Source organism: Bradyrhizobium murdochi (assembly GCF_000472965.1).
Taxonomy (GTDB): domain Bacteria; phylum Pseudomonadota; class Alphaproteobacteria; order Rhizobiales; family Xanthobacteraceae; genus Bradyrhizobium; species Bradyrhizobium murdochi.
Window position 1 is genome coordinate 1 of record NZ_AXAU01000013.1, and the last position, 20,910, is coordinate 20,910.

General features: G+C 63.2%; 19 protein-coding genes and 2 pseudogenes. 18 read left to right on the forward strand and 3 right to left on the reverse strand.

Annotated elements, in window-relative coordinates:
• The 7 genes and pseudogenes from YUO_RS48965 to YUO_RS0122965 form a co-directional block, all read left to right on the forward strand.
• Positions 1 to 96: pseudogene (locus YUO_RS48965) on the forward strand (integrase core domain-containing protein); the annotation flags it as partial.
• A pseudogene (locus YUO_RS41425) lies at positions 78 to 263 on the forward strand (IS3 family transposase); the annotation flags it as partial. The pseudogenes YUO_RS48965 and YUO_RS41425, both read left to right, overlap by 19 nt.
• Positions 264 to 304: 41 nt before the next feature.
• Entirely contained in the window at positions 305 to 1,129 is an 825-nt protein-coding gene (locus tag YUO_RS0122945) for an alpha/beta fold hydrolase (protein WP_035727385.1), read from the forward strand.
• Positions 1,130 to 1,446: 317 nt separating this feature from the next.
• Positions 1,447 to 3,495 (forward strand): elongation factor G, encoded by a 2,049-nt coding sequence (locus YUO_RS0122950; RefSeq protein WP_028349383.1) that lies wholly within the window; start codon positions 1,447 to 1,449, stop codon positions 3,493 to 3,495.
• Between the two features lie 126 nt (positions 3,496 to 3,621).
• The gene (locus YUO_RS0122955; RefSeq protein ID WP_156908737.1) at positions 3,622 to 4,461 is read left to right on the forward strand and encodes a shikimate dehydrogenase; all 840 of its coding nucleotides are present in this window, start codon (positions 3,622 to 3,624) and stop codon (positions 4,459 to 4,461) included.
• Between the two features lie 134 nt (positions 4,462 to 4,595).
• The gene (locus YUO_RS0122960) at positions 4,596 to 5,174 is read left to right on the forward strand and encodes a hypothetical protein (RefSeq protein WP_198028076.1); all 579 of its coding nucleotides are present in this window, start codon (positions 4,596 to 4,598) and stop codon (positions 5,172 to 5,174) included.
• 76 nt (positions 5,175 to 5,250) lie between these two features.
• A complete protein-coding gene (locus YUO_RS0122965; RefSeq protein ID WP_028349386.1) occupies positions 5,251 to 5,877 on the forward strand; it encodes a single stranded DNA-binding domain-containing protein in 627 nt (208 codons plus the stop codon).
• 106 nt (positions 5,878 to 5,983) lie between these two features.
• Here YUO_RS0122965 and YUO_RS0122970 read toward each other — a convergent pair whose 3' ends face one another.
• Complete coding sequence (locus YUO_RS0122970; protein WP_028349387.1) at positions 5,984 to 7,120, reverse strand: alpha-hydroxy acid oxidase; 1,137 nt, start codon at positions 7,118 to 7,120, stop codon at positions 5,984 to 5,986.
• Positions 7,121 to 7,224: 104 nt separating this feature from the next.
• Between YUO_RS0122970 and YUO_RS0122975 the strand changes: the two genes are divergently transcribed.
• The 11 genes from YUO_RS0122975 (at position 7,225) to YUO_RS0123030 (ending at position 18,948) form a co-directional block, all read left to right on the forward strand.
• Positions 7,225 to 7,404 (forward strand): hypothetical protein, encoded by a 180-nt coding sequence (locus YUO_RS0122975; RefSeq protein WP_028349388.1) that lies wholly within the window; start codon positions 7,225 to 7,227, stop codon positions 7,402 to 7,404.
• A gap of 207 nt (positions 7,405 to 7,611) precedes the next feature.
• Positions 7,612 to 8,958 (forward strand): phosphoglucosamine mutase, encoded by a 1,347-nt coding sequence (gene glmM / locus YUO_RS0122980; RefSeq protein WP_028349389.1) that lies wholly within the window; start codon positions 7,612 to 7,614, stop codon positions 8,956 to 8,958.
• 145 nt (positions 8,959 to 9,103) lie between these two features.
• Positions 9,104 to 10,366, forward strand: a complete 1,263-nt coding sequence (locus tag YUO_RS0122985) for an MFS transporter (RefSeq protein WP_035727388.1) — start codon at positions 9,104 to 9,106, stop codon at positions 10,364 to 10,366.
• 290 nt (positions 10,367 to 10,656) lie between these two features.
• Positions 10,657 to 11,484, forward strand: a complete 828-nt coding sequence (locus tag YUO_RS0122990) for an outer membrane protein (RefSeq protein ID WP_028349391.1) — start codon at positions 10,657 to 10,659, stop codon at positions 11,482 to 11,484.
• A gap of 275 nt (positions 11,485 to 11,759) precedes the next feature.
• On the forward strand, positions 11,760 to 12,515 hold the full coding sequence (locus tag YUO_RS0123000) for an outer membrane protein (RefSeq protein ID WP_235782795.1): 756 nt from the start codon (positions 11,760 to 11,762) through the stop codon (positions 12,513 to 12,515).
• An 82-nt stretch (positions 12,516 to 12,597) separates the two neighbouring features.
• Positions 12,598 to 13,188 (forward strand): glutathione S-transferase family protein, encoded by a 591-nt coding sequence (locus YUO_RS0123005; protein ID WP_028349393.1) that lies wholly within the window; start codon positions 12,598 to 12,600, stop codon positions 13,186 to 13,188.
• Between the two features lie 17 nt (positions 13,189 to 13,205).
• Positions 13,206 to 13,679, forward strand: coding sequence for a GNAT family N-acetyltransferase (locus YUO_RS0123010; protein ID WP_028349394.1), 474 nt, complete (start codon positions 13,206 to 13,208; stop codon positions 13,677 to 13,679).
• A 251-nt stretch (positions 13,680 to 13,930) separates the two neighbouring features.
• Positions 13,931 to 14,125, forward strand: a complete 195-nt coding sequence (locus YUO_RS0123015; protein ID WP_028349395.1) for a hypothetical protein — start codon at positions 13,931 to 13,933, stop codon at positions 14,123 to 14,125.
• 80 nt (positions 14,126 to 14,205) lie between these two features.
• On the forward strand, positions 14,206 to 15,378 hold the full coding sequence (locus tag YUO_RS0123020) for a phosphoserine transaminase (RefSeq protein ID WP_028349396.1): 1,173 nt from the start codon (positions 14,206 to 14,208) through the stop codon (positions 15,376 to 15,378).
• A 167-nt stretch (positions 15,379 to 15,545) separates the two neighbouring features.
• Positions 15,546 to 17,135 carry a phosphoglycerate dehydrogenase gene (gene serA, locus YUO_RS0123025; RefSeq protein ID WP_028349397.1) on the forward strand — a complete coding sequence of 530 codons (1,590 nt, stop codon included), beginning with the start codon at positions 15,546 to 15,548 and terminating at the stop codon, positions 17,133 to 17,135.
• Between the two features lie 157 nt (positions 17,136 to 17,292).
• Complete coding sequence (locus YUO_RS0123030) at positions 17,293 to 18,948, forward strand: mucoidy inhibitor MuiA family protein (RefSeq protein WP_028349398.1); 1,656 nt, start codon at positions 17,293 to 17,295, stop codon at positions 18,946 to 18,948.
• 177 nt (positions 18,949 to 19,125) lie between these two features.
• Here the strand turns inward: YUO_RS0123030 and YUO_RS0123035 are convergent, their stop codons facing one another.
• Positions 19,126 to 20,364, reverse strand: coding sequence for a DUF763 domain-containing protein (locus YUO_RS0123035; protein WP_028349399.1), 1,239 nt, complete (start codon positions 20,362 to 20,364; stop codon positions 19,126 to 19,128).
• 56 nt (positions 20,365 to 20,420) lie between these two features.
• Positions 20,421 to 20,873 carry an alpha-ketoglutarate-dependent dioxygenase AlkB gene (locus YUO_RS0123040; RefSeq protein ID WP_235782796.1) on the reverse strand — a complete coding sequence of 151 codons (453 nt, stop codon included), beginning with the start codon at positions 20,871 to 20,873 and terminating at the stop codon, positions 20,421 to 20,423.
• Between the last annotated feature and the right edge of the window lie 37 nt (positions 20,874 to 20,910).

A 20,910-nucleotide genomic window follows, 5' to 3' on the forward strand; every position in this document is an offset into this window, starting at 1 on the left:
CCATGCTGCTCGAACTCGGCATCAAGCATCGCTACACCAGACCCTACCGGCCGCAAACCAATGGCAAGGTCGAGCGCTTCTGGCGAACCCTCGAAGAGGACGTCATCGAGGGCGCAACCTTCGACAATCTCGACCATTTCGCCAAAGAGCTGTTCGAGTACCTGATCTACTACAATAACCACAGGCCTCATCAGGCCCTTGCAGGGCTCACCCCGAAGGCCTTTGCAGCCACCAAGACCACCGCGATCCAATCAGCGAATTAGTGAACATCGACAATTGCGAGCCAACTGGGCTAGCATCAATCATGATTTCGAATCATCAGATTACGTCCGGCCAGGCCAAGTTGGCCGCGACAGTCGTCGGCCACGGCGCCCCTATCGTCTTTCTGCATGCCGCGGTCTGCGATAGTCGAATGTGGCTCGCGCAACTGGATGCACTCGGCGCAAGCAACAAGGCGATCGCGTACGATCGGCGGGGCTTTGGCGAGACTCGCGCGGAAAAGGAGGACTTTTCAGCAGTCGCGGATTTGCTGGCGGTGATTGACGCCGTCGGGAACGGCGCGCCGACGATCCTTGTTGGATGCTCTCAGGGTCGACGGATCGCGCTCGACACTGCTCTTCTGCATCCATCCTATGTCCGTGCGCTCGTTCTCATTGCGCCCGCCGTGAGCGGCGCGCCTGAGCCGATTTATCCGCCTGAGATCGAGGGCCTGATGGCGAAGCTCAAGGACGCCGAACAAGCCCGCGATTTGGATCGCGTGAACGCAATCAAGGCTCATCTTTGGCTGGACGGTCCGCTGCAGCCCGAGGAGCGTGTCACAGGTGAGGCGCGCCGGCTGTTCCTCGACATGAACGCCATTGCGCTACGGTCGGCGCCGGCCGGGTCGAACCTCGATGTCGTGCCCACCTTCCATCGTTTGCGCGCGATATCAGCACCATCGCTTGTGATCTGGGGTGACCTCGATTTTCCGCACATTCAGGAACGAAGCCGCCAAATTGCAACGGCGCTGTTGAAGGCGGCGGGCCATATGTTGACCGGCACTGCCCATCTACCGAGCCTGGAGCGGCCAACTGAAATCACGGGCCTCGTTGCGGAGTTCATCGAGCGTTGTTCCGACCGTCGGGCATAAGCCGGCGTAACCATTGAGCGTCCAGGGTCAGGTTGGGGTCAGCATCGCTGCCGGATTGGAGAGCCTGGAACTCAGGCAGGACGGTAACTTTCGTCGGTCCTCCGCCGTCATTGCGAGCGAAGCAAAGCAATCCATTTCTCCGCACGGGACAAATGGATTGCTTCGTCGCTTTCGCTCCTCGCAATGACGGCGTCTGGCCTTTTCGGTCTCACCTCGCACCGCAGCGACGTTTTCCCGCTTGCCAAATCGTTGCGACAGGCGGAGCATCAGAGGTTGCCGACCCAATCACGGGCCGAGCTCCAAACAGGGAGGCGGCAATGGGACAAGACGTCAGAAGTCCCCAAGGTCCACGGTGCATTGCGCTGGTGGGCCCTTTCCAGAGCGGTAAAACCACACTTCTAGAAGCCATACTGGCGCGAACGGGCGCCATTAAAAGTGCCGGCAGCGTCGATGCCGGAACTTCCGTCGGCGATGCCAGCCCCGAGGCGCGCAATCACAAAATGGGCGTGGCCTTGAGCGCCGCCACCACCACCTTCATGGGCGACAGTTACACCTTTATCGATTGTCCCGGCTCGGTCGAGTTCGCGCATGACATGCGCGCCGCGTTGCCCGCGGTCGATGCCGCGGTCGTGGTCTGCGAGGCGGACGAGAAGAAGCTGCCGCAACTGCAGATCATCCTGCGCGAGCTGGAAGATCTCGGCATTCCGCGTTTTCTGTTTTTGAACAAGATCGACCGCGCCAACAAGCGCATCCGCGAAACGCTGGCAACCCTGCAGCCGGCCTCGCGCGTGCCGCTGGTGTTGCGGCAGATTCCGATCTGGAACGGCGACTTGATCGAAGGCTTTGTCGACCTCGCACTCGAGCGCGCCTTCGTCTACCGCGAGCACAAGCCTTCGGAAGTGATCGCGCTGCAAGGCGGCGATCTCGACCGCGAGAAGGAAGCGCGCTTCTCGATGCTTGAAAAGCTCGCCGATCATGACGACGCGTTGATGGAGCAGTTGCTGGAGGACATCCAGCCGCCGCGCGACGCGGTGTTCGACGATCTCGCTCGCGAATTGCGCGAAGGGCTGATCTGCCCGGTTCTGCTGGGCGCCGCGAGCCGCGAAAACGGCGTGCTGCGGCTGATGAAGGCGCTGCGGCATGAATCGCCCGGCGTTGTTGAAACGGCGAAACGCCTCGGCGCATCGTCGCAAAAGGAGGCGCTGGCCTATGTGTTCAAGACGCTGCATCTGCAGCACGGCGGCAAGCTGTCGCTGACGCGGCTGCTCGCAGGCCACCTCGATGACGGCGCGACGCTGCAATCCTCCTCCGGCGAAGCCGGACGGGTGTCCGGCATTCTCGCGGTCAACGGCGCGCACGATACCAAGCGCTCCGCGGCGGAAGCTGGCGAGACGATCGCGCTCGGCAAGCTCGACGCGATCAAGACCGGCGACACGCTGTCGAGCGGCAAGGTCGCGCCCGCGGCACTGGTGCAGATCGCGCCGGCACCGCCGGTGCTCGCCATGTCGCTGTCGGCGGCCGATCGCAAGGACGACGTCAAGCTGGGCCAGGCGCTGCTGCGGCTGAACGAGGAGGATCCGTCGCTGACGATGATCCAGAACCAGCGCACCCACGATATCGTGCTATGGGGACAGGGCGAGATGCACTTACGCGTCGCGCTCGAGCGGCTGCGCGACCGCTTCGGCGTCAACGTCAAATCGCAGCCGCCGGCGATCGGCTATCAGGAGACCATCCGCAAACCGATCACCCAGCGCGGCCGCCACAAGAAGCAATCCGGCGGCCATGGCCAGTTCGGCGACGTGGTGCTGGAAATCAAACCGATGCCACGCGGCTCGGGCTTCGAGTTCCACGAAAAAGTGGTCGGCGGCGCAGTGCCGAAAAATTATATCGGCGCGGTGGAAGAGGGTGTGGTCGACGGCCTCGCCAAGGGTCCGCTCGGTTTTCCCGTCATCGACGTTGAGGTCACGCTTATCGACGGCTCCTATCACAGCGTCGATTCGTCCGATCTCGCGTTCCGCACCGCGGCGCGAATCGGCATGACCGAGGCGCTGCCGCAGTGCCAGCCGGTGCTGCTGGAGCCGATCCACATGGTGGAGATCGTCTGCCCGACGGAAGCGACGGCGAAGATCAACGCCATCCTGTCGGCGCGACGCGGCCAGATTCTCGGCTTCGACACCCGCGAGGGCTGGCCGGGATGGGACTGCGTCCGCGCCACCATGCCGGAGGCCGAGATCGGCGATCTGATCGTGGAGTTGCGCTCGGCCACCGCCGGCGCCGGCGGGTTCACCCGCCAGTTCGACCGCATGGCCGAGGTCACCGGCCGCGCCGCCGACCAGATCATCGCCGCGCATCGCGTCGCGGCGTAGTTGGCCGGCCTGGCCGCCGCAGCTCCGTCTGCGGCGGCGGGTGCGTGGCTTGACTCATTTCAGCGGAAGATAAATTGATAATGGTGGCCGGGTTTATCCCGGCCATCGACGTCTTTGGAGGAGGCTATTGCCGTGCCTAAACCCCCCGCCGCGTGCCTGATCGGATGGCCGGCCGCGCATTCGCGCTCGCCGTTGATCCATCATTACTGGCTGCGGACGCTGGGCATCGAGGGCGGTTACGTCATCGAGGCGGTGCCGCCCGACGAATTTCAGGATTTCGTCTTCCGCCTGTCGCTGCGCGGCTTTGTCGGCGCCAACGTCACCATTCCGCACAAGGAGCGCGCACTTGCGCTGTCGAAGCCGGACGAGCGCGCCCGCGCGGTCGGCGCCGCCAACACGCTGTGGTTTGCAGACGGCGAATTGTGCTCGACCAATACCGACGTCGAAGGCTTTATCAACAATCTCGACGCCTGCGCCAGCGGCTGGGACCAGGCAGAGGATGCACTGGTGCTGGGCGCCGGCGGTTCGTCACGCGCCGTCGTGTTTGGACTGCGCGAACGCGGCATCAAGCGCATTCATCTCGTCAATCGCACCATGGCGCGCGCGAGCGCGTTGGCGGATCAGTTCGGCGCGAGCGTGTTGCCCGTGGCGTGGGATGCGCTGGGCGATCTCCTGCCGCGCGCCGGACTTCTGGTGAATACCACCTCGCTCGGCATGAAGGGCCAGCCGCCGCTCGAACTCGATGTCGGCCGGCTGCCGTCACGCGCCGTCGTCGCCGATCTCGTTTATGTGCCGCTCGACACGCCGCTGCTGACGGCTGCACGCGCCCGCGGGCTGAAGACCGCCGATGGGCTCGGCATGCTGTTGCATCAGGCGGTGCGGGGATTCGAATTGTGGTTCGGGCGGCGCCCCGAGGTGACGCCGGAGCTTCGTGCGCTCGTCGAAGCCGATCTCACGAATACATGATCGGCTGATCGCGGAATCTTGAGCCGGAATTTTTTTGAAAGGCCGGGGTCAATGGCTACGTCAGTGCCACTATCGGAGACCCTAGCATGCCCGTCCGTCATTTTCAGCTCGTTCGCCCGCTTGTCGCCGTCGCGATGGTCGCGGGCTCCACGCTTTACGCGATCGCGCAGCAGCCGCCAACGTCGACGCGCGTTCGCGGCACCATCGAGGCCGTCGATGGCGACGTGCTCGCCGTGAAGTCGCGTGGCGGCGAGGACGTCAAGCTGCATATGACCGGCGACGTCAACGTCGTCGGGATCAGCAAGATCTCGCTGTCCGACGTCAAGGTGGGATCGTTCATCGGCACCACCACAGTGCCGGGACCTGACGGCAGCCAGAACGCGGTGGAAGTGCATGTGTTTCCGGAAGCGATGCGCGGCACCGGCGAGGGCTCGCGGCCCTATGATCTGCGTCCGAACTCCACCATGACCAACGCGACGGTCGCGGATTCCGTGGTCGGCAATGACGGCCATACCCTGACGATCAAATACCGGGGCGGCGAGAAGAAAGTGGTGGTCTCTCCGGAGACGCCGGTGGTGACCTATGTTCCCGCCGGCAAGTCCGACCTCAAGCCTGGCGCCAAGGTGATCGCCTTCATGAAGAAGCTGCCGGACGGCTCGCTCGAAACCAGCCGCGTCAGCGTTGGCCGCGATGGGCTGACCCCGCCGATGTGACGCCGCCTGCTGGAATAGCTACCTCCGTGCGGTGTTTGCGTTGAGTTGGGCGCCAATACATCTCGGGAGGAATACCATGCTGAAATGTTCTTCATGGCCGCGTGGGTTTGCGGCCTCGCTGGGCCTTGTCGCGCTGTTAGCAACGGAGGCCTGGGCACAGCAACCACCGACGGTGCGCATTCGTGGCACGATCGAGGCAGTCGACGGGTCCATGCTGTCGATCAAGTCGCGCGAGGGCGCCGACATGAAGGTGCGTCTCACCGACAATGTCGCCGTGTTCGGCGTGGCCAAGACCGCGCTGTCGGAGATCAAGGAAGGCTCCTATATCGGCGTCACCGGCATGCCGGAGCCGGACGGCACCCAAAAGGCGGTCGCGGTGCATATCTTCCCGGAGAACCAGCGCGGCGCGGCCGAAGGCTTTCGGCCTTGGGATCAGCGCCCGAACTCGACCATGACCAACGCCACCGTCGCCCAGACGGTGAAGGGCACCGATGGCCAGAATATTTTGGTCAAATACAAGGACGGCGAAAAGAAAGTCGTGGTGCCGCCGGATACGCCTGTTGTCACCTTCGTCGCCGGCGACAAGTCCGAGCTGAAGCCGGGCGCGAAGATCATCATCTTCGGCGCGGTGAAGAAGGACGACGGCACACTCGAAGCCAACCGCGTCAATGTCGGCCGCGACGGCATCACGCCGCCGATGTGACGCGAAGCGTCATTCCGGGGCGATGCGCAGCATCGAACCCGGAATCTCGAGATTCCGGGTCTGGTCCTTCGGACCATCCCGGAATGACGGCGTGAAACGGTCGCCCTCAAACCGCCAGCACGCGATCGTCGATCTCGGCAATCGTGTTGACGCCGCACAGCCCCATCGTGGTGAGCATTTCCTTGGCCAGGATGTCGAGCGCCTTGGCGACGCCGGCCTGGCCAGCGGCCCCTAGGCCGTAGGCATAGGCGCGGCCGATCATGCAGGATTTGGCGCCGAGCGCGAGCGCACGCACCACGTCCTGGCCGGAGCGGATGCCGCCGTCGAACATGATCTCCATCTTCGAGCCGACGGTATCGACGATTTCGGGCAGCACCTCGATCGAGGACGGCGCGCCGTCGAGTTGGCGGCCGCCATGGTTGGAAACCACGATCGCCTGCGCGCCGGTCTTGGCGGCTTCCTCGGCGTCCTCGACGTCGAGAATGCCTTTGAGGATCAGCTTGCCCGGCCAGATCGAGCGGATCCAGTCGAGGTCCTTCCAGTTCAGCGAGGTATCGAATTGCGACGCGGTCCACTCCGAGAGCTTGGTGAGGTCCTCGGTGCCTTTGACGTGGCCAACAATGTTGCCGAAGGTGCGGCGCTTGCCGCGCAGCACGCCCGCGACCCATGACGGCTTGCTGGCGAAATCGATCAGCTTCGACAGCGACCATTCCGGCGGCACCGTCATGCCGTTCTTGATGTCCTGATGGCGCTGGCCGATCACCTGCAAATCGACGGTCAGCACCAGCGCCGAGCATTTCGCCGCAATGGCGCGCTCGATCAGCGATTTGATGAAGCCGCGGTCCTTCATCACGTAGAGCTGGAACCAGAACGGCTTGTCGACGCTGGCTGCGATATCCTCGATCGAGCAGATCGACATCGTGCTCTGGGTGAAGGGAATGCCGGCGGCCTGCGCGGCGCGGCAGGCATGAATCTCGCCGTCGCCATGCTGCATGCCGAGCAGGCCGACCGGGGCAAGAATCAAGGGCATCGCGGCCGGCTCGCCGAGGATCGTCGTGGAGAGATCGCGCTTGGAGACATCGACCAGGATACGCTGGCGGAACTTGATCTGCTGAAGATCCTCGGAATTGGCCCGCAGCGTGTCCTCGGTGTAGGAGCCGCGGTCGGCGTAGTCGAAAAACGCCTTGGGAACCCTGCGCTTGTGCAACTGGCGCAGATCCTCAATGCAGGTGATATGCTTCATGGACTCCCGGCCCTTCTTGAAACTTCTTCGCTGCGTCGTCATCTAGCATGGTTGGATGGCCAGCCAAATCGCATCTCGCGGCGCCATTCCCGGGAGGACATCCCATGACCGGACCGCGCAAAGCCGTCCCCGTCGAGACCGGCACGGCCGATCGCGAGGAAAAACGCCGGCTCGACGACGCTTTGGAGGAGGGCCTGGAAGAGACCTTTCCGGCATCCGACCCGGTCAATGTCATCCAGCCGCCGCCTTCGAAAGGCGACCAGCACGTCAAGCGGCGCGGTTGAGCCGGCAGGCGGATGGCCTGCCTGGGGTGAATATCCAGATATAACAAATAGTTATATTGCCTTTTGGCCACTAATGGCCGTAATGATTCATCATATTTTTTGAAGCCATTTTAGCGGGCGAAGGATTATAACCCCCAGCACGCTACGATGGAGGCGTTCGGGATTCGTGGCCGTGATGGCCTGAAGACCAGAATGGCTGGGGGTCACATGAGCCGCAAATATTTCGGTACCGACGGAATTCGGGGCCGCGCCAATGGTTTGATCACGCCGGAGCTCGCGCTCAAGGTGGGGCAGGCGGCCGGCCTGGTGTTTCAGCGTGGCGATCACCGCCACCGCGTCGTCATCGGCAAGGATACGCGGCTCTCCGGCTACATGATCGAGTATGCCATGGTGGCCGGATTTACCTCGGTCGGCATGGACGTGCTGCTGCTCGGCCCGATGCCGACGCCGGCGGTCGCGATGCTGACCAAGTCGATGCGCGCCGATCTCGGCGTGATGATTTCAGCGTCGCACAATCTGTTCGAGGACAACGGCATCAAGCTGTTCGGTCCGCAGGGCTTCAAACTGTCCGACGACGTCGAGAAGCAGATCGAGCAACTGCTCGACGAGCCGATCGACCGTCGCTTGGCGCAGAGCGCTAGCCTCGGGCGCGCCCGCCGCATCGACGGCGTCCACGACCGCTATATCGAATTCGCCAAGCGGACGCTGCCGCGCGAGCTCTCGCTCGACGGCCTGCGCGTCGTGATCGATTGCGCGCACGGCGCGGCCTACAAAGTGGTGCCGGAAGCGCTGTGGGAGCTCGGCGCCGACGTCGTCGCGATCGGCGTCGAACCCGATGGCTTCAACATCAACAAGGAGTGCGGCTCGACCTCTCCGGAGGCGCTCGCCAAGAAGGTGCGCGAGATGCGCGCCGATATCGGCATTGCGCTCGATGGCGACGCCGATCGCGTCATCCTGGTCGACGAGCGCGGCCACGTCGTCGACGGCGACCAGTTGCTCGCGGTGATCGCGCAAAGCTGGAAGGAAGACGGCCGTCTCGCCAAGCCCGGCATCGTCGCTACCGTGATGTCGAATCTCGGGCTCGAGCGCTTCCTCGAGGGGCAGGGCCTCGGCATGGTGCGCACGCCGGTCGGCGACCGCTACGTGCTCGAGCAGATGATGTCGCAGGGCTATAATCTCGGCGGCGAGCCCTCGGGCCATATCATCCTCTCCGACTACGCCACGACAGGCGACGGCTTCGTCGCCGCGCTCCAGGTGCTGGCCGTGGTGCAAAAGCTTCGCCGCCCGGTGTCGGAGGTCTGCCACCGCTTCGATCCGCTGCCGCAGATCTTGAAGAATGTACGCTATCGCTCCGGCAAACCGCTCGACCACGCCGAGGTGAAATCGGCGATCATGGACGGCGAGAATCGCCTCAACGGCCATGGCCGGCTGCTGGTGCGTTCGTCCGGCACCGAGCCTGTGATCCGCGTGATGGGCGAGGGCGACGACCGCGTGCTGGTCGAGGAAGTCGTCGACCAGATCGTCAACGCGCTTGGCCACGCTGCGGCAGCATAAGCACGCTTTATCCAAAGGACGCGTGATTGCTGATCGGCGGTGCGCATGAGCGCATCGCAGCTATCGGCTATTGCTGCTGGTCGCAACCGGTCGTGCGGCGTAAAACGCGGCATTGCGTCCACGAATCCCTTTCGGAAATGCGCCGTTGAACAAGCCCGTCATCGTAACCGAGGAAAGCGCGACCGCGCCGGTGATCGTGTCGGACGCGGCGCCGGGGCTCGCTCCGAAGGCGGCCGTGGCAGGGCCGGCCTATATCGTGCTCGCCGGCATCAGCTTCTCGCATTTCCTCAACGACACCATGCAGTCGTTGATTGCGTCGGTCTATCCGATCCTGAAGGACGCCTACGCGCTCGACTACGCGCAGATCGGCATGATCACGCTGGCGTTCCAGTTCACCGCATCGCTGCTGCAGCCCGTCGTCGGGCACTTCACCGACAAGAAGGCGCAGCCGTTCTCGCTCGCGATCGGCATGGGCTTTACGTTTTTCGGCTTGCTGCTGCTCAGCGTCGCGCATCTCTATCCGATCATCCTGATCGCAGCGGCGCTGGTCGGGCTTGGTTCTGCCGTGTTTCATCCGGAGTCGGCACGGATCGCGCGCCTTGCGTCTGGCGGGCGGTACGGCTTCGCGCAATCGGTGTTTCAGCTCGGCGGCAGTTTCGGCACCTCGATGGGACCGGTGCTGGCGGCGCTGATCGTGGTGCCGTTCGGCCAGCCCTCGATCGCCTGGTTTTCGTCGATCGCGTTTCTGGCGATCGTGATCCTGTGGCGGATCGGCGTCTGGTACAAGCCGCAGATCACGACGAAGAAGGCGGCGGCGGTGGAACGTCATCCGGACCTGCCGGATTTCCGGCGCGTCAGAATCGCGCTCGCGGTGCTGGTCGCGCTGCTGTTCTCAAAACAGCTCTATGTGTCGAGCCTGTCGAGCTATTACATCTTCTATCTGATCGACAAGTTTCAGGTGTCGACACAGGCAGCTCAGCTCTATCTCTTCCTCTTTCTCGCCGCCAATGCGGCGGGCGCTTTCTTCGGCGGCCCGCTCGGCGATCGCTTCGGACGCAAATACGTCATCTGGTTCTCGATCCTCGGCGCGCTGCCGTTCACGCTGGCGCTGCCCTATGCCGGCCTGGTCGGAAGCGCCGTGCTGACGATATTTATCGGATTGATCATTTCCTCGGCGACGTCTTCGATCATCGTATTCGCGCAGGAGCTGATGCCGCATCGCTTCGGCATGATCTCCGGCGTGTTCTTCGGCGTCGCCTTCGGCATCGGCGGACTGGGCGCGGCGGTGCTCGGCAAGCTTGCCGACCACACCGGCATCGCCTTTGTCTATCACCTCTGCGCGTTCCTGCCCGCGCTCGGCCTGCTTGCAGTGTTCTTGCCGAAGATTCGGCAGGCGAATAGCGAATAGGGAGTGGCGAGTAGCGCGCAGGAAACGAAGGGCTTCTCTACTCGCCATTCGCTATTCGCCACTCGCCCTTCATCAATACATCGTTAGGACATATGGCGCTTTCGCCTCATGTGTCGTTTTGCAAATGCATCGAGACTCGCGTCGTAAGCGGCGCCGTGAAAAAAGTCAGAGATTGTCAACCTTAAAAATTAGGGTTAAGCGCCGTTTAAGCATTTAATGCCATCGTCCGTCCGTGGATTTTGAAGTGGGGCCCCTTTGCAGTCAGCCTCACCGGACAAAAGGACGAGCCCATGCGTAGCGTTAAGTCTTTCATTGCCGCCGGTGCGGCCACTTTGTTGTCCCAGGCGGCGTTTGCCGCCGACATGGCGATTGCGCCGCCTCCTTATGCTCCGGCCCCGGTGGTCGAGGATTTCGGCGGCTGGTATCTGCGCGGCGATATCGGTTTCAGCAATCAGCGCGTCGATCGTCTGAACAACGCGCTCGATGCCACCACTACTTCGTCGGTGCAGACGAACACCTTCAACACGGCCGGCATCTTTGGCCTCGGTGTCGGTTACAAGGTCAATAACTGGTTCCGCGCTGACGTGACTGGTGAATATCGCGGCAATTCGCAATTCTTGGGCAAAGACGTCATCACCTTTCCGGGCGGCTTCGGCACCGATACCTATCACGCCACCAAGTCGGAATGGGTGGTCCTTGGTAACGCCTACGTCGATCTCGGCACGTGGTGGTGCGTCACCCCGTTCATCGGCGCCGGTGTCGGCGGAGCACGGGTTTCGATCGCGAACTTCACCGATCAGGGCATCACCAATATTGGCGGCGTCACATCACCGAGTCTCGCTTTCGGCGACAATGTCGCGAAGTGGAATTTCGCCTGGGCCGCGCATGCCGGTATCGCCTACAAGGTCACGCCGAACTTCACCGTCGAACTCGCCTATCGTTATCTCGACATGGGCGATGGCCTGACCGGCGATCTCCGAACCTTCGACGGTACCAACGGCATCAACAACCCGACTACCTTCAAGAACATCACTTCGCACGACCTGAAGCTCGGTGTGCGTTGGGATCTGACCAGCCCGGAGGTCTACGCGCCGCCGCCGCTGATCCGCAAAGGTTAATCGCGACCTTCTTTCGTTAACGTTTGCAAACGGCGCGGGAGCTCTTCCCGCGCCGTTTTGCTTTTGCGCGATGCCAGCGCGACTGAGGCGCGATGAGAAAAATGCGTCGGCTTTCCGACAAGATTGCGCCAATCTGAGTTCTCGACAACCATTGGTTAAGGTTAACAGGCGATGATCAGCGCAAGTTCAGAGTGGGGCGATGGAGCGTTGCGATGCGTCGTTTTTTATTGGTTGCGGTGATGTGTGGGGCGGTAAGTGGTGCGCAGGCGGCTGATATGCCGTTTCTCCGCGGCAGCTTCACCGACGGATTGAGTGCAAGCAACGTCAATTGGGGCGGCGGCTATATCGGTGGCCACGCTTCTCACGGCGCGGCGGATATGGACTTCACCAATTCCGGCCAGGACTTGCTCGCCAAGCTCTTGAACAATCTCGACCTGGAAGCGGAGTTCAACATCTCGAGGTGGCCGTTGCTCGGCAAGGCCCATATGCAGAACAGCGGTTACGGCGGATTCATCGGTTACAATTGGCAGTGGACCGAAGCCGTCGTCGCCATCGAACTGAACTATACCCATGGCAATTTTTTTGGAGCCAACAGCGGCTCGCAATCCCGCTCGTTTCAGTATCCGACCGACTATGTGTCCACCGCTACCGTATCCTCGAGCGCCTCGATGAAGGTCACCGAATACGGCTCGCTGCGGGTGCGCGGCGGATACGCGATCGACAACTTCTTGCCCTATGGATTTGCCGGCATTGCAATGGGGCAGGCGAACATCAACCGCAGGGCCGATTATTCCGCTTACTATCGATATGTCGGTGATCCCCTTCTGCCGCGTCCCGATTTCGCCGGAAGTGGTAGCCTGACGGACGACGCCAACTCTCATTTCATCACCGGCTTCGCCGGCGGTGTCGGTGTCGATGTGATGCTATACGCGGGCCTTTTCCTTCGCGCCGAGTGGGAGTATCTCCGGTTTACTTCGAGCGTCGATACCACCATCAACACGGTCCGCGCCGGCCTCGGCTACAAATTCTGATCCCGCCACGGCGGCGCCGGTCCGGCGCCGTTGACAGAATTGCCGCCGCCTGTTGCACTGTCGCCCTAACGAGGGGCGGCGCATGAAGGTCTACGGCGATACCAATTCCGGCAACTGCCTGAAGGTGAAGTGGGTGTGCGATCATCTCGCGCTGCCCTACACCTGGATGGCGGTCGATACGCTCGAGGGCGAGACGCGGACGGCGGAATTTCTCAAGCGTAATAGCGCCGGCCAGGTGCCGACGATCGAACTCGACGACGGCCGCACGCTGGCGCAATCCAACGCCATCATCCGCTATCTCGCCCGCGGTTCTCGTCTCATTCCGCAGGATGCGTTCGCGGAAGCGAAGATGGACGAGTGGCTGTTCTGGGAACAATACAGTCACGAGCCCTACATCGCCGTCTGCCGCTTCCAGATGTTCTACCTGAAGAAGCCGGCATCCGATCTCGACCCTGAAAAGGTCAAGCGCGGCTATGCGGCGCTGGCGCGGATGGAGCACCAGCTTGCGCTGACGCCGTTCCTGGTCGGCGACGCCGTCACGCTCGCCGACATATCGCTGCTGGCCTATACCCGTGTGGCGCACGAAGGCGGCTTCCATCTCGACGGCTACGCCGCGGTGCGCCGCTGGATCGGCGAGACCGAGAAATTTCTCGCCCTTGCGCCGGCGCGCTGACTTCACCGGAATGCATCATGACTGAGATTGCGAGGGTCACCATCCGCCCCGCGCGCCGCGAGGACGTCGGCACCATCATCGCCATGCTGGCGGACGATCCGCTGGGCGGTGCGCGTGAGCGGATCGAAGATCCACTGCCGCAATCCTATTTCACGGCATTTGAACGGCTGCAGCACGACCCGAACATCTTTCTCGTCGTCGCCGAGGACGGCGAGGGCGCCGTGGTCGGCTGCCTACAGCTATGCATTCTGCCGGGGCTGAGCTCGCAGGGCGCGTCGCGTGGCCTGATCGAGGATGTCCGCGTCGCCAGCCACTGCCGCAGCCGCGGCATCGGCGAGCAAATGGTGCAGTGGGCGGTTGTGGAAGCGCGCGCCAGGAAATGCAAACTGGTCGAATTGCTGACGCATCACACCCGCGCCGACGCGCAGCGGTTTTACGAGCGGCTCGGCTTTGCGCGCAGCCATGTCGGCATGACCCTGCGACAGCCATAGCGTTTTCGAGCGAAGCATGCCCTCGGACTTGATCCGGGGGTGGAATCCGGTTTGCGTAAAGAAAACGTGTCAGAATAAACGTCAGCCAACCGCGGTTGAGGCGCGCTTGCGACGAATGCCTGAGGTAGTCGTCACTGTGCGATCCGGTTAACAAGCGATAAACTACGCATGCGTCCGTGATTTTACGGACCGGAATGTCTCCGCTATGCCGGGCTCTCCCATAGGGCTGTGGGGCAGCTTGGGGATTTCCAATGAAAAAATATTCGATTGTCCGGATCGGAAGCGAATATGTCGTGCAGGCAGGGGACACCAGCATTTTGAAGGTCTCGAGCCGGCAAGAGGCCGCCAAACTGGTCACCGATGCCGCCGAACTTTTGCAGCAGGAGCCGGCTCCCTGCGTGGACGAGGCGCCATCAATGGAGCGTGAAGCGCCCGAAGCTTCTTGACGATCGGGCCCGATTCCCCTAATGACCGCGGCGGGACACCTCCCCCCAACGGGAGGCTTACTATCTGGAAGGATAGATTCATGACCGTAGCGAAGCCCGCTGCTCGGCCAAACGTGCCGCATTTTTCCTCCGGCCCCTGTGCCAAGCGCCCCGGCTGGAATCCCCAAAATCTCAAGGACGCAGCCCTCGGTCGCTCGCACCGCGCGAAGATCGGTAAAGCGCGGCTCAAGCTCGCGATTGATTTGACGCGCGAAGTGCTGGAAGTGCCGGCCGACTACAAGATCGGCATAGTGCCGGCGTCCGATACCGGCGCGGTCGAAATGGCGTTGTGGTCGCTGCTTGGTGCGCGCCCCGTCACCACGATCGCCTGGGAATCCTTCGGCGAGGGCTGGGTCAGCGACATCGTCAAGGAATTGAAGCTCAAGGACGTCACCAAGCTGCACGCCGGCTATGGCGATCTTCCCGATTTGAGCAAGGCCGATCCGGCTTCCGACATCGTCTTCACCTGGAACGGCACGACTTCAGGCGTGCGCGTGCCGAACGCCGACTGGATCAGCGCGGACCGCCAAGGCCTCACGATTTGTGACGCGACGTCGGCTGCGTTTGCGCAAGCACTCGATTTCGCAAAACTCGATGTGGTGACGTTCTCCTGGCAGAAGGCGCTGGGCGGCGAGGCCGCGCACGGCATGCTGATCCTCTCACCGCGCGCGGTGGAGCGGCTCGAGACCTACAAGCCGGCCTGGCCCCTGCCGAAGATTTTCCGCCTCACCAAGGGCGGCAAGCTCAACCAGGGCATCTTCGAGGGCGAGACCATCAACACGCCGTCGATGCTGTGCGTCGAGGACTATCTCGATGCCTTGAACTGGGCGAAATCGATCGGTGGCCTCAAGGCCCTGATCGCGCGGGCCGATGCCAACACCAAGGTGCTGTCGGACTGGAAGGCGAAAACGCCGTGGATCGACTTCCTGGCCAAGGATGCATCGATCCGCTCCAACACCTCGGTGTGCCTGAAGTTCATCGATCCCGCGATCACCTCGCTGACCGCCGACGCGCAGGCCGAGTTTTCCAAGAAGCTGGTTGCGCTGGTGGAGAAGGAAGCTGCCGGTTACGACTTCGCCTATTACCGCGATGCGCCCGCGGGCCTGCGGATCTGGTGCGGCGCCACGGTAGAAGCCTCCGATGTCGCGCTGCTGACGCAGTGGATCGACTGGGCGTTTGCCGAGACCAAGGCCGCGCTGCCAAAGGCGGCGTGAAGCTTGACCCTCCCCTGGAGGGGGAGGGTCGACGCATCCGAAGGATGCGTCGGGGTGGGGTGATCTCTCCGCACCCGACGCACGCAGAGTTCGCACCGGCAGTTCACCGCACCCTGGCGCTGCGCGCCGGCCCTCTCCCTCCAGGGGAGGGTGAAGGAAACATTCAGATGACCAAACCCAAAGTTCTCATTTCCGACGCGCTATCTCCCGCCGCCGTCCAGATCTTCAAAGATCGCGGTATCGAGGTCGACTTTCAGCCCAATCTCGGCAAGGACAAGGACAAGCTCGCCGAGATCATCGGCAATTATGATGGCCTGGCGATCCGCTCGGCGACGAAGGCGACCGCGAAGATCATCGACAAGGCGAAGAAGCTGAAAGTGATCGGCCGCGCCGGCATCGGCGTCGACAACGTCGAGATTCCCGCGGCGACCGCCAGGGGCATCATCGTGATGAACACGCCGTTCGGCAATTCGATCACGACCGCCGAGCACGCGATCACCTTGATGCTGGCGCTGGCGCGTGAAATTCCGCAGGCCGACGCCTCGACCCAGGCCGGCAAGTGGGAGAAGAACCGCTTCATGGGCGTCGAGATCACCGGCAAGACGTTAGGGGTGGTCGGCTGCGGCAACATCGGCTCGATCGCTGCCGACCGCGCGCTCGGTCTGAAAATGAAGGTGGTTGCGTTCGATCCGTTCCTGTCGCCGGAGCGCGCCAAGGATATCGGCGTCGAGAAGGTCGAACTCGACGAACTGTTCAAGCGCGCCGATTTCATCACGCTGCACACGCCGCTGACTGAGAAGACCAGGAACATCATCGACGCGGCGGCGCTCGCCAAGATGAAGAAGGGCGTGCGCATCATCAACTGCGCCCGCGGCGGTTTGGTCGACGAGCAGGCGTTGCTCGATGCGCTGAATTCCAAGCATGTCGCCGGCGCCGCCTTCGACGTCTTCGTCGAGGAGCCCGCCACCAAGAACGTGCTGTTCGGCCATCCCAACGTGATCTGCACGCCGCATCTCGGTGCCTCCACCAGCGAAGCGCAGGAGAACGTCGCGCTGCAGGTCGCCGAGCAGATGTCGGACTATCTTCTCACCGGCGCGATTTCGAACGCGGTGAACTTCCCCTCGATCACGGCGGAGGAAGCGCCGAAGCTGAAGCCGTTCATCGAGCTCGCCGAAAAGCTCGGCTCGTTCGCGGGACAGCTCACCGAGAGCGGCATCCTGAAGACGGAGATCACCTATGAGGGACACGTCGCCGAGATGAAAATCAAGGCGATCACCTCGGCGGTGCTGTCGGGCCTGCTGCGCCCGATGCTGGGCGAGGTCAACGTGGTCTCCGCGCCGGTCGTCGCGAAGGAGCGCGGCATGGTGGTCGACGAGATCGTACGCGCGGCGCAGAGCGATTACGAAAGCCTGATCACGGTGACCGTTACCACCGAACGGCAGGAGCGTTCCGTCTCCGGCACCGTCTATCACGACGGCAAGCCGCGGCTGGTCGACATCAAGGGCATCCGGGTCGATGCCGAGTTCGGCAAGTCGATGATCTATGTCACCAACGAGGACAAACCCGGCTTCATCGGCAGCTTCGCCAGCCTGCTCGGCGACGCCCAGATCAACATCGCCACCTTCCATCTCGGCCGCGTCAAGCAGGGCGGCGACGCAATCGCATTGGTCGAGATCGACGGCCCCGTGCCGGCCGACGTGCTTGCCAAGGTGCAGGCGCTGCCACAGGTGAAGCAGGCCAAGGCGCTGGCGTTTTAAAGCGCGCATCCCCTTCCTTCCGGGGAAGGTCCTTCGCCGCGGTGCTGCCGCGGCGAAACCCCGATCGAACCGATTCCTTCCTCGCCGCGTCTCATGACCGGGAGTGGTGGGCGTTGTTTGTCCGCAGCCATTCGGCGGGCGGTTCAGGAGGGTATCCATGCGATTGATTGCGAACAGCTTTTTGACGACGAGCCTCGTCGTTCTGACGGCGCTTGCTGCCGGTGAGGCGCAGGCCGCCGACATCGCCGCGAGCTCGGCGGTGGATGCTGTCACCGTCTATCCCGACGGCGCCAGCGTAACGCGCCTCGTCACGCTCGATCTGCCGGCCGGCGAGAATTCCGCTGTTCTCAAGGATTTTCCGCTCACGCTGGATCCGTCCTCGCTCAGGGTCGAAGGCGAGGCCGCCGCAAAACTCACGATCGGCGCGATCGACGCCAAACCGCCGCGCGCGGCGCCGCCGGTCAATTTGCCCGAACTCGACAAGCGCATCGAGGCGCTGAAGGACGAGCGGGTCAATTTGCAGGGCGCGATCGATGCGGCGAGAGCGCGGCGCAAGTTCGCCGAGCGATTTGCGGATATCGCGCCGGTCGGGATCGGCGACAAGGGCGAGGCGCGGCCGATATCCGAATGGCGCGCGGCCTTTGCCGCGGTCGGCGAGGAAGTTGCGAGCACTGAGGTCGCGATCCGCGATGTGGAGCGCAAGCAGCGCGATCTCGACCGTGAAATCGCGCGCCTCGAGCAGGACAAGGCGCAGAAGCCGCCGAGCAAGCTGGAAGTGCGGATCGAGCTCGCGGCGGCTGCCGCGACCAAGGCGACGCTGCGGGTGACCTATGCGGTGCGCAGTGCGCGCTGGACGCCGCTCTATGATGCCCGTCTCGATACCGGCGCGAAAGACCGCAAGCCCGCGCTCGAACTGGTGCGCCGCGCCGAAATCACGCAGGCCACCGGGGAGGATTGGTCGAACGTCGCGCTCAGTGTCTCCACCGTGCGCACGGCGCGCGGCGGCAGCGCGCCCGAACTCAATCCGCTGATCGTGCAGTATCCGCAACCGCCGCGGCCTCAGGCGTCCGTCAGCGGTGCGATAGATAATAGGTTCCGCTCGGTGCCGGCGCCTGCCGCGAAGGTGGCGGAATCGCTCGCCGAACGTGCCGACGAACAGCAGGCCACGGCTGATGTCAGCGGCTTCCAGGTGGTGTTCAAAATTTCCGGCCGCGTCAGCCTCGGTGCCAGCGAAGGCGCCAAGAGCCTGCGCGTCTCTAGCGTAACGCTCGCGCCCGATCTCGCGGTCCGCGCTGCCCCGGTGAAAGACCCGACCGCGTTCCTCGAAGCGAGCTTCAAGCAGAACGAGGACGCGCCGCTATTGCCTGGCCGAGTCTCGATCTATCGCGACGGCGTCTTCGTCGGCCGCGGGCAGATGGCCGCCGCGGCCAAGGACGAGACCGTGCGGCTCGGCTTCGGCGCCGACGACAAGATCAAGATCGAACGTGCGGTTCTCAAGCGCAACGAGGGATCGGCCGGCCTGATCGTGACGTCGAAGACCGACGAGCGCGCGTTCAAGACCACCGTGCGCAACGGCCATGATTTCCCGATCCGGATTGCGATCGAGGACCAGTTGCCGGTCAGCGAGAACGAGGAAATCCAGGTCGAGATGCTGTCGTCCACGACGCCGCCGACCGCGAGCAACATCCGCGACAGACGCGGCGTGCTGGCATGGGCGTTCGAGGCCAAGCCCGGCGAGGTGAGGGATATCAACTTCGCCTGGCGGATACGCTGGCCCAAGGACAAGGGCGTGGTGATGGTGCCGGCGGGGTAGGTTAGCGGTAGCTCACATTTTCTCGTCATGCCCCGCGAAGGCGGAGCATCCAGAATCCGCGGCGTCAGATGTACGCACAATAGGCGCCGCGGCGTACTGGATCGCCCGCCGGAGCCTGTCATCGGGCGGGCATTCGCGACCCGTTGGCGGGCGATGACGCCTGAATTGGAAGCCGATCTACCCGCTCCTGCCCGCCTTCAACTCCGCTTCCCATCCAAATACCGAGCGGCCGTCGAGCGCCGGCGACGCCGCGCGCTCACCCGCAATGAATGCGTCGAGCGACGGCCCTTCCGCGAAACGTTCGAGCCGGCGCGACTGGTCGTCGAGGCGCTTCAACGCCTGTATTTCCTCGTCGCGTCCGAGCTTTGCGTTCTGCACCGCCGACTTCAATACGCGGATGGTCTCGTCATAGACCTTGATCGGTACGGGGTAGGGATGGCGGTCTTTGCCGCCATGCGCCAGCGAGAAACGTGCCGGGTCGCTGAACCGGTATGGCGCGCCGTGGACGACTTCGGCAACCATCGCCAGTGAACGCACCGTGCGCAGGCCGACGCCGGGCGTCAGCAGCAATTCCGGAAAATCGACCGGCCCGCGCTCGGCGGCGGCGGCAAGCGTGCCGTGCAGGCGCCGGCTGAAGACATCGCTTGACCTGACGTCGTGATGCGTCGGCATCACCAGGTGCGGCAGCACGGCTTGGGTCGGCTCCTTGCGTTCGATAGCCGCCAGTTCATAGGCGATGCCATCCGGCCCCAGTTCTCTCAGCAATTCAAGCTGCGCCGCGCGCGACCGCCCGGCACGGTGGTCGGTGAGGTTGACGATCTCGCCCTGCTGCGGGCCGTCGATTGCGCTATGCGGTTCGTCGACAAAGCTTTCGAGCTGCTCGGAATGCCAATGGTAACGCCGTGCCTGCCGCTTGTCGCCGTTCATGCCCTGCTGCACGACCGTCCATTTGCCGTCATCGGTAACGAAAAAGCCGTGAAGATAAAGGTCAAAACTGTCCTGGACCGCGGCGCTGTCGACCTTGGCAACGAGACGGCTAGCGCGAACCAATTGGGGAGCGTCGAAGCCGGTTCGTTCGCCGAGCAAGCGAAGCTCGTCCGGAGTCTTGCGGGAGTGCTGGCCACGGCCGCCGCAGACATGAATCCCAAGCTCACTCTCCAGCGGCTTGAGCCCGCGCTTCAGCGCGCCGATGACGCTGGTGGTGATGCCGGACGAATGCCAGTCCATGCCCATCACGGCGCCGAACGACTGAAACCAGAACGGATGCGACAGCCGCCTTAAGAATTCATCACGTCCGTAATGATGCACGATCGCCTGGGTGACGATCGCGCCGAGCGAGGACATGCGCACCCCTAGCCAGGCGGGTACGCGCCCGCCATGCAGGGGTAAGTCGGCGCTGCCGGTACGTCTTGCCATCGCATCCTGCGGTATCTGAATCGGTAGCCAGCTTATCAGACCCTGCGGCCGAGCCGTCAGGTCTTTCGGTCAGCCATCGTGCGGAACGTGATCGAATAGCGCTTCGCCTCGACCGGAGGAATGCTGTGTTCCCAGACCTCGCGGGATTCGCCGGACATCATATAGAGCGAGCGCGGCGCGGCCTCGAGCATGTAGCGCTGCCATTTTTCGCCCACCGCCCGGCGAAACCGGAATTTGCAGGACGATCCGAGCGACAGGCCAAAGATTCTGCCGAAATGCGGCTTGTCGCGGTGCCAGCCAATGCCGACGCCGGTATCGTATTCGGTGCAGAGAACCTGCGCGATCTTGGTCGAGGGTCCGCCATAGGCCTCGACCTGCCCGATCAGCGGACCGAGCCAGTCAGGGATCGGCTCGGCCGGTTGCAGCCGCCGCAGCGTATAATCGTATCGGAACCCGAACGATGCCACCCGACGCTTGCCTTCATAGGCGCCAAATTGGAACGGCTGCAACGGCAGCGCCGAGACGTGGCCAATCAGCTCGCGCTCC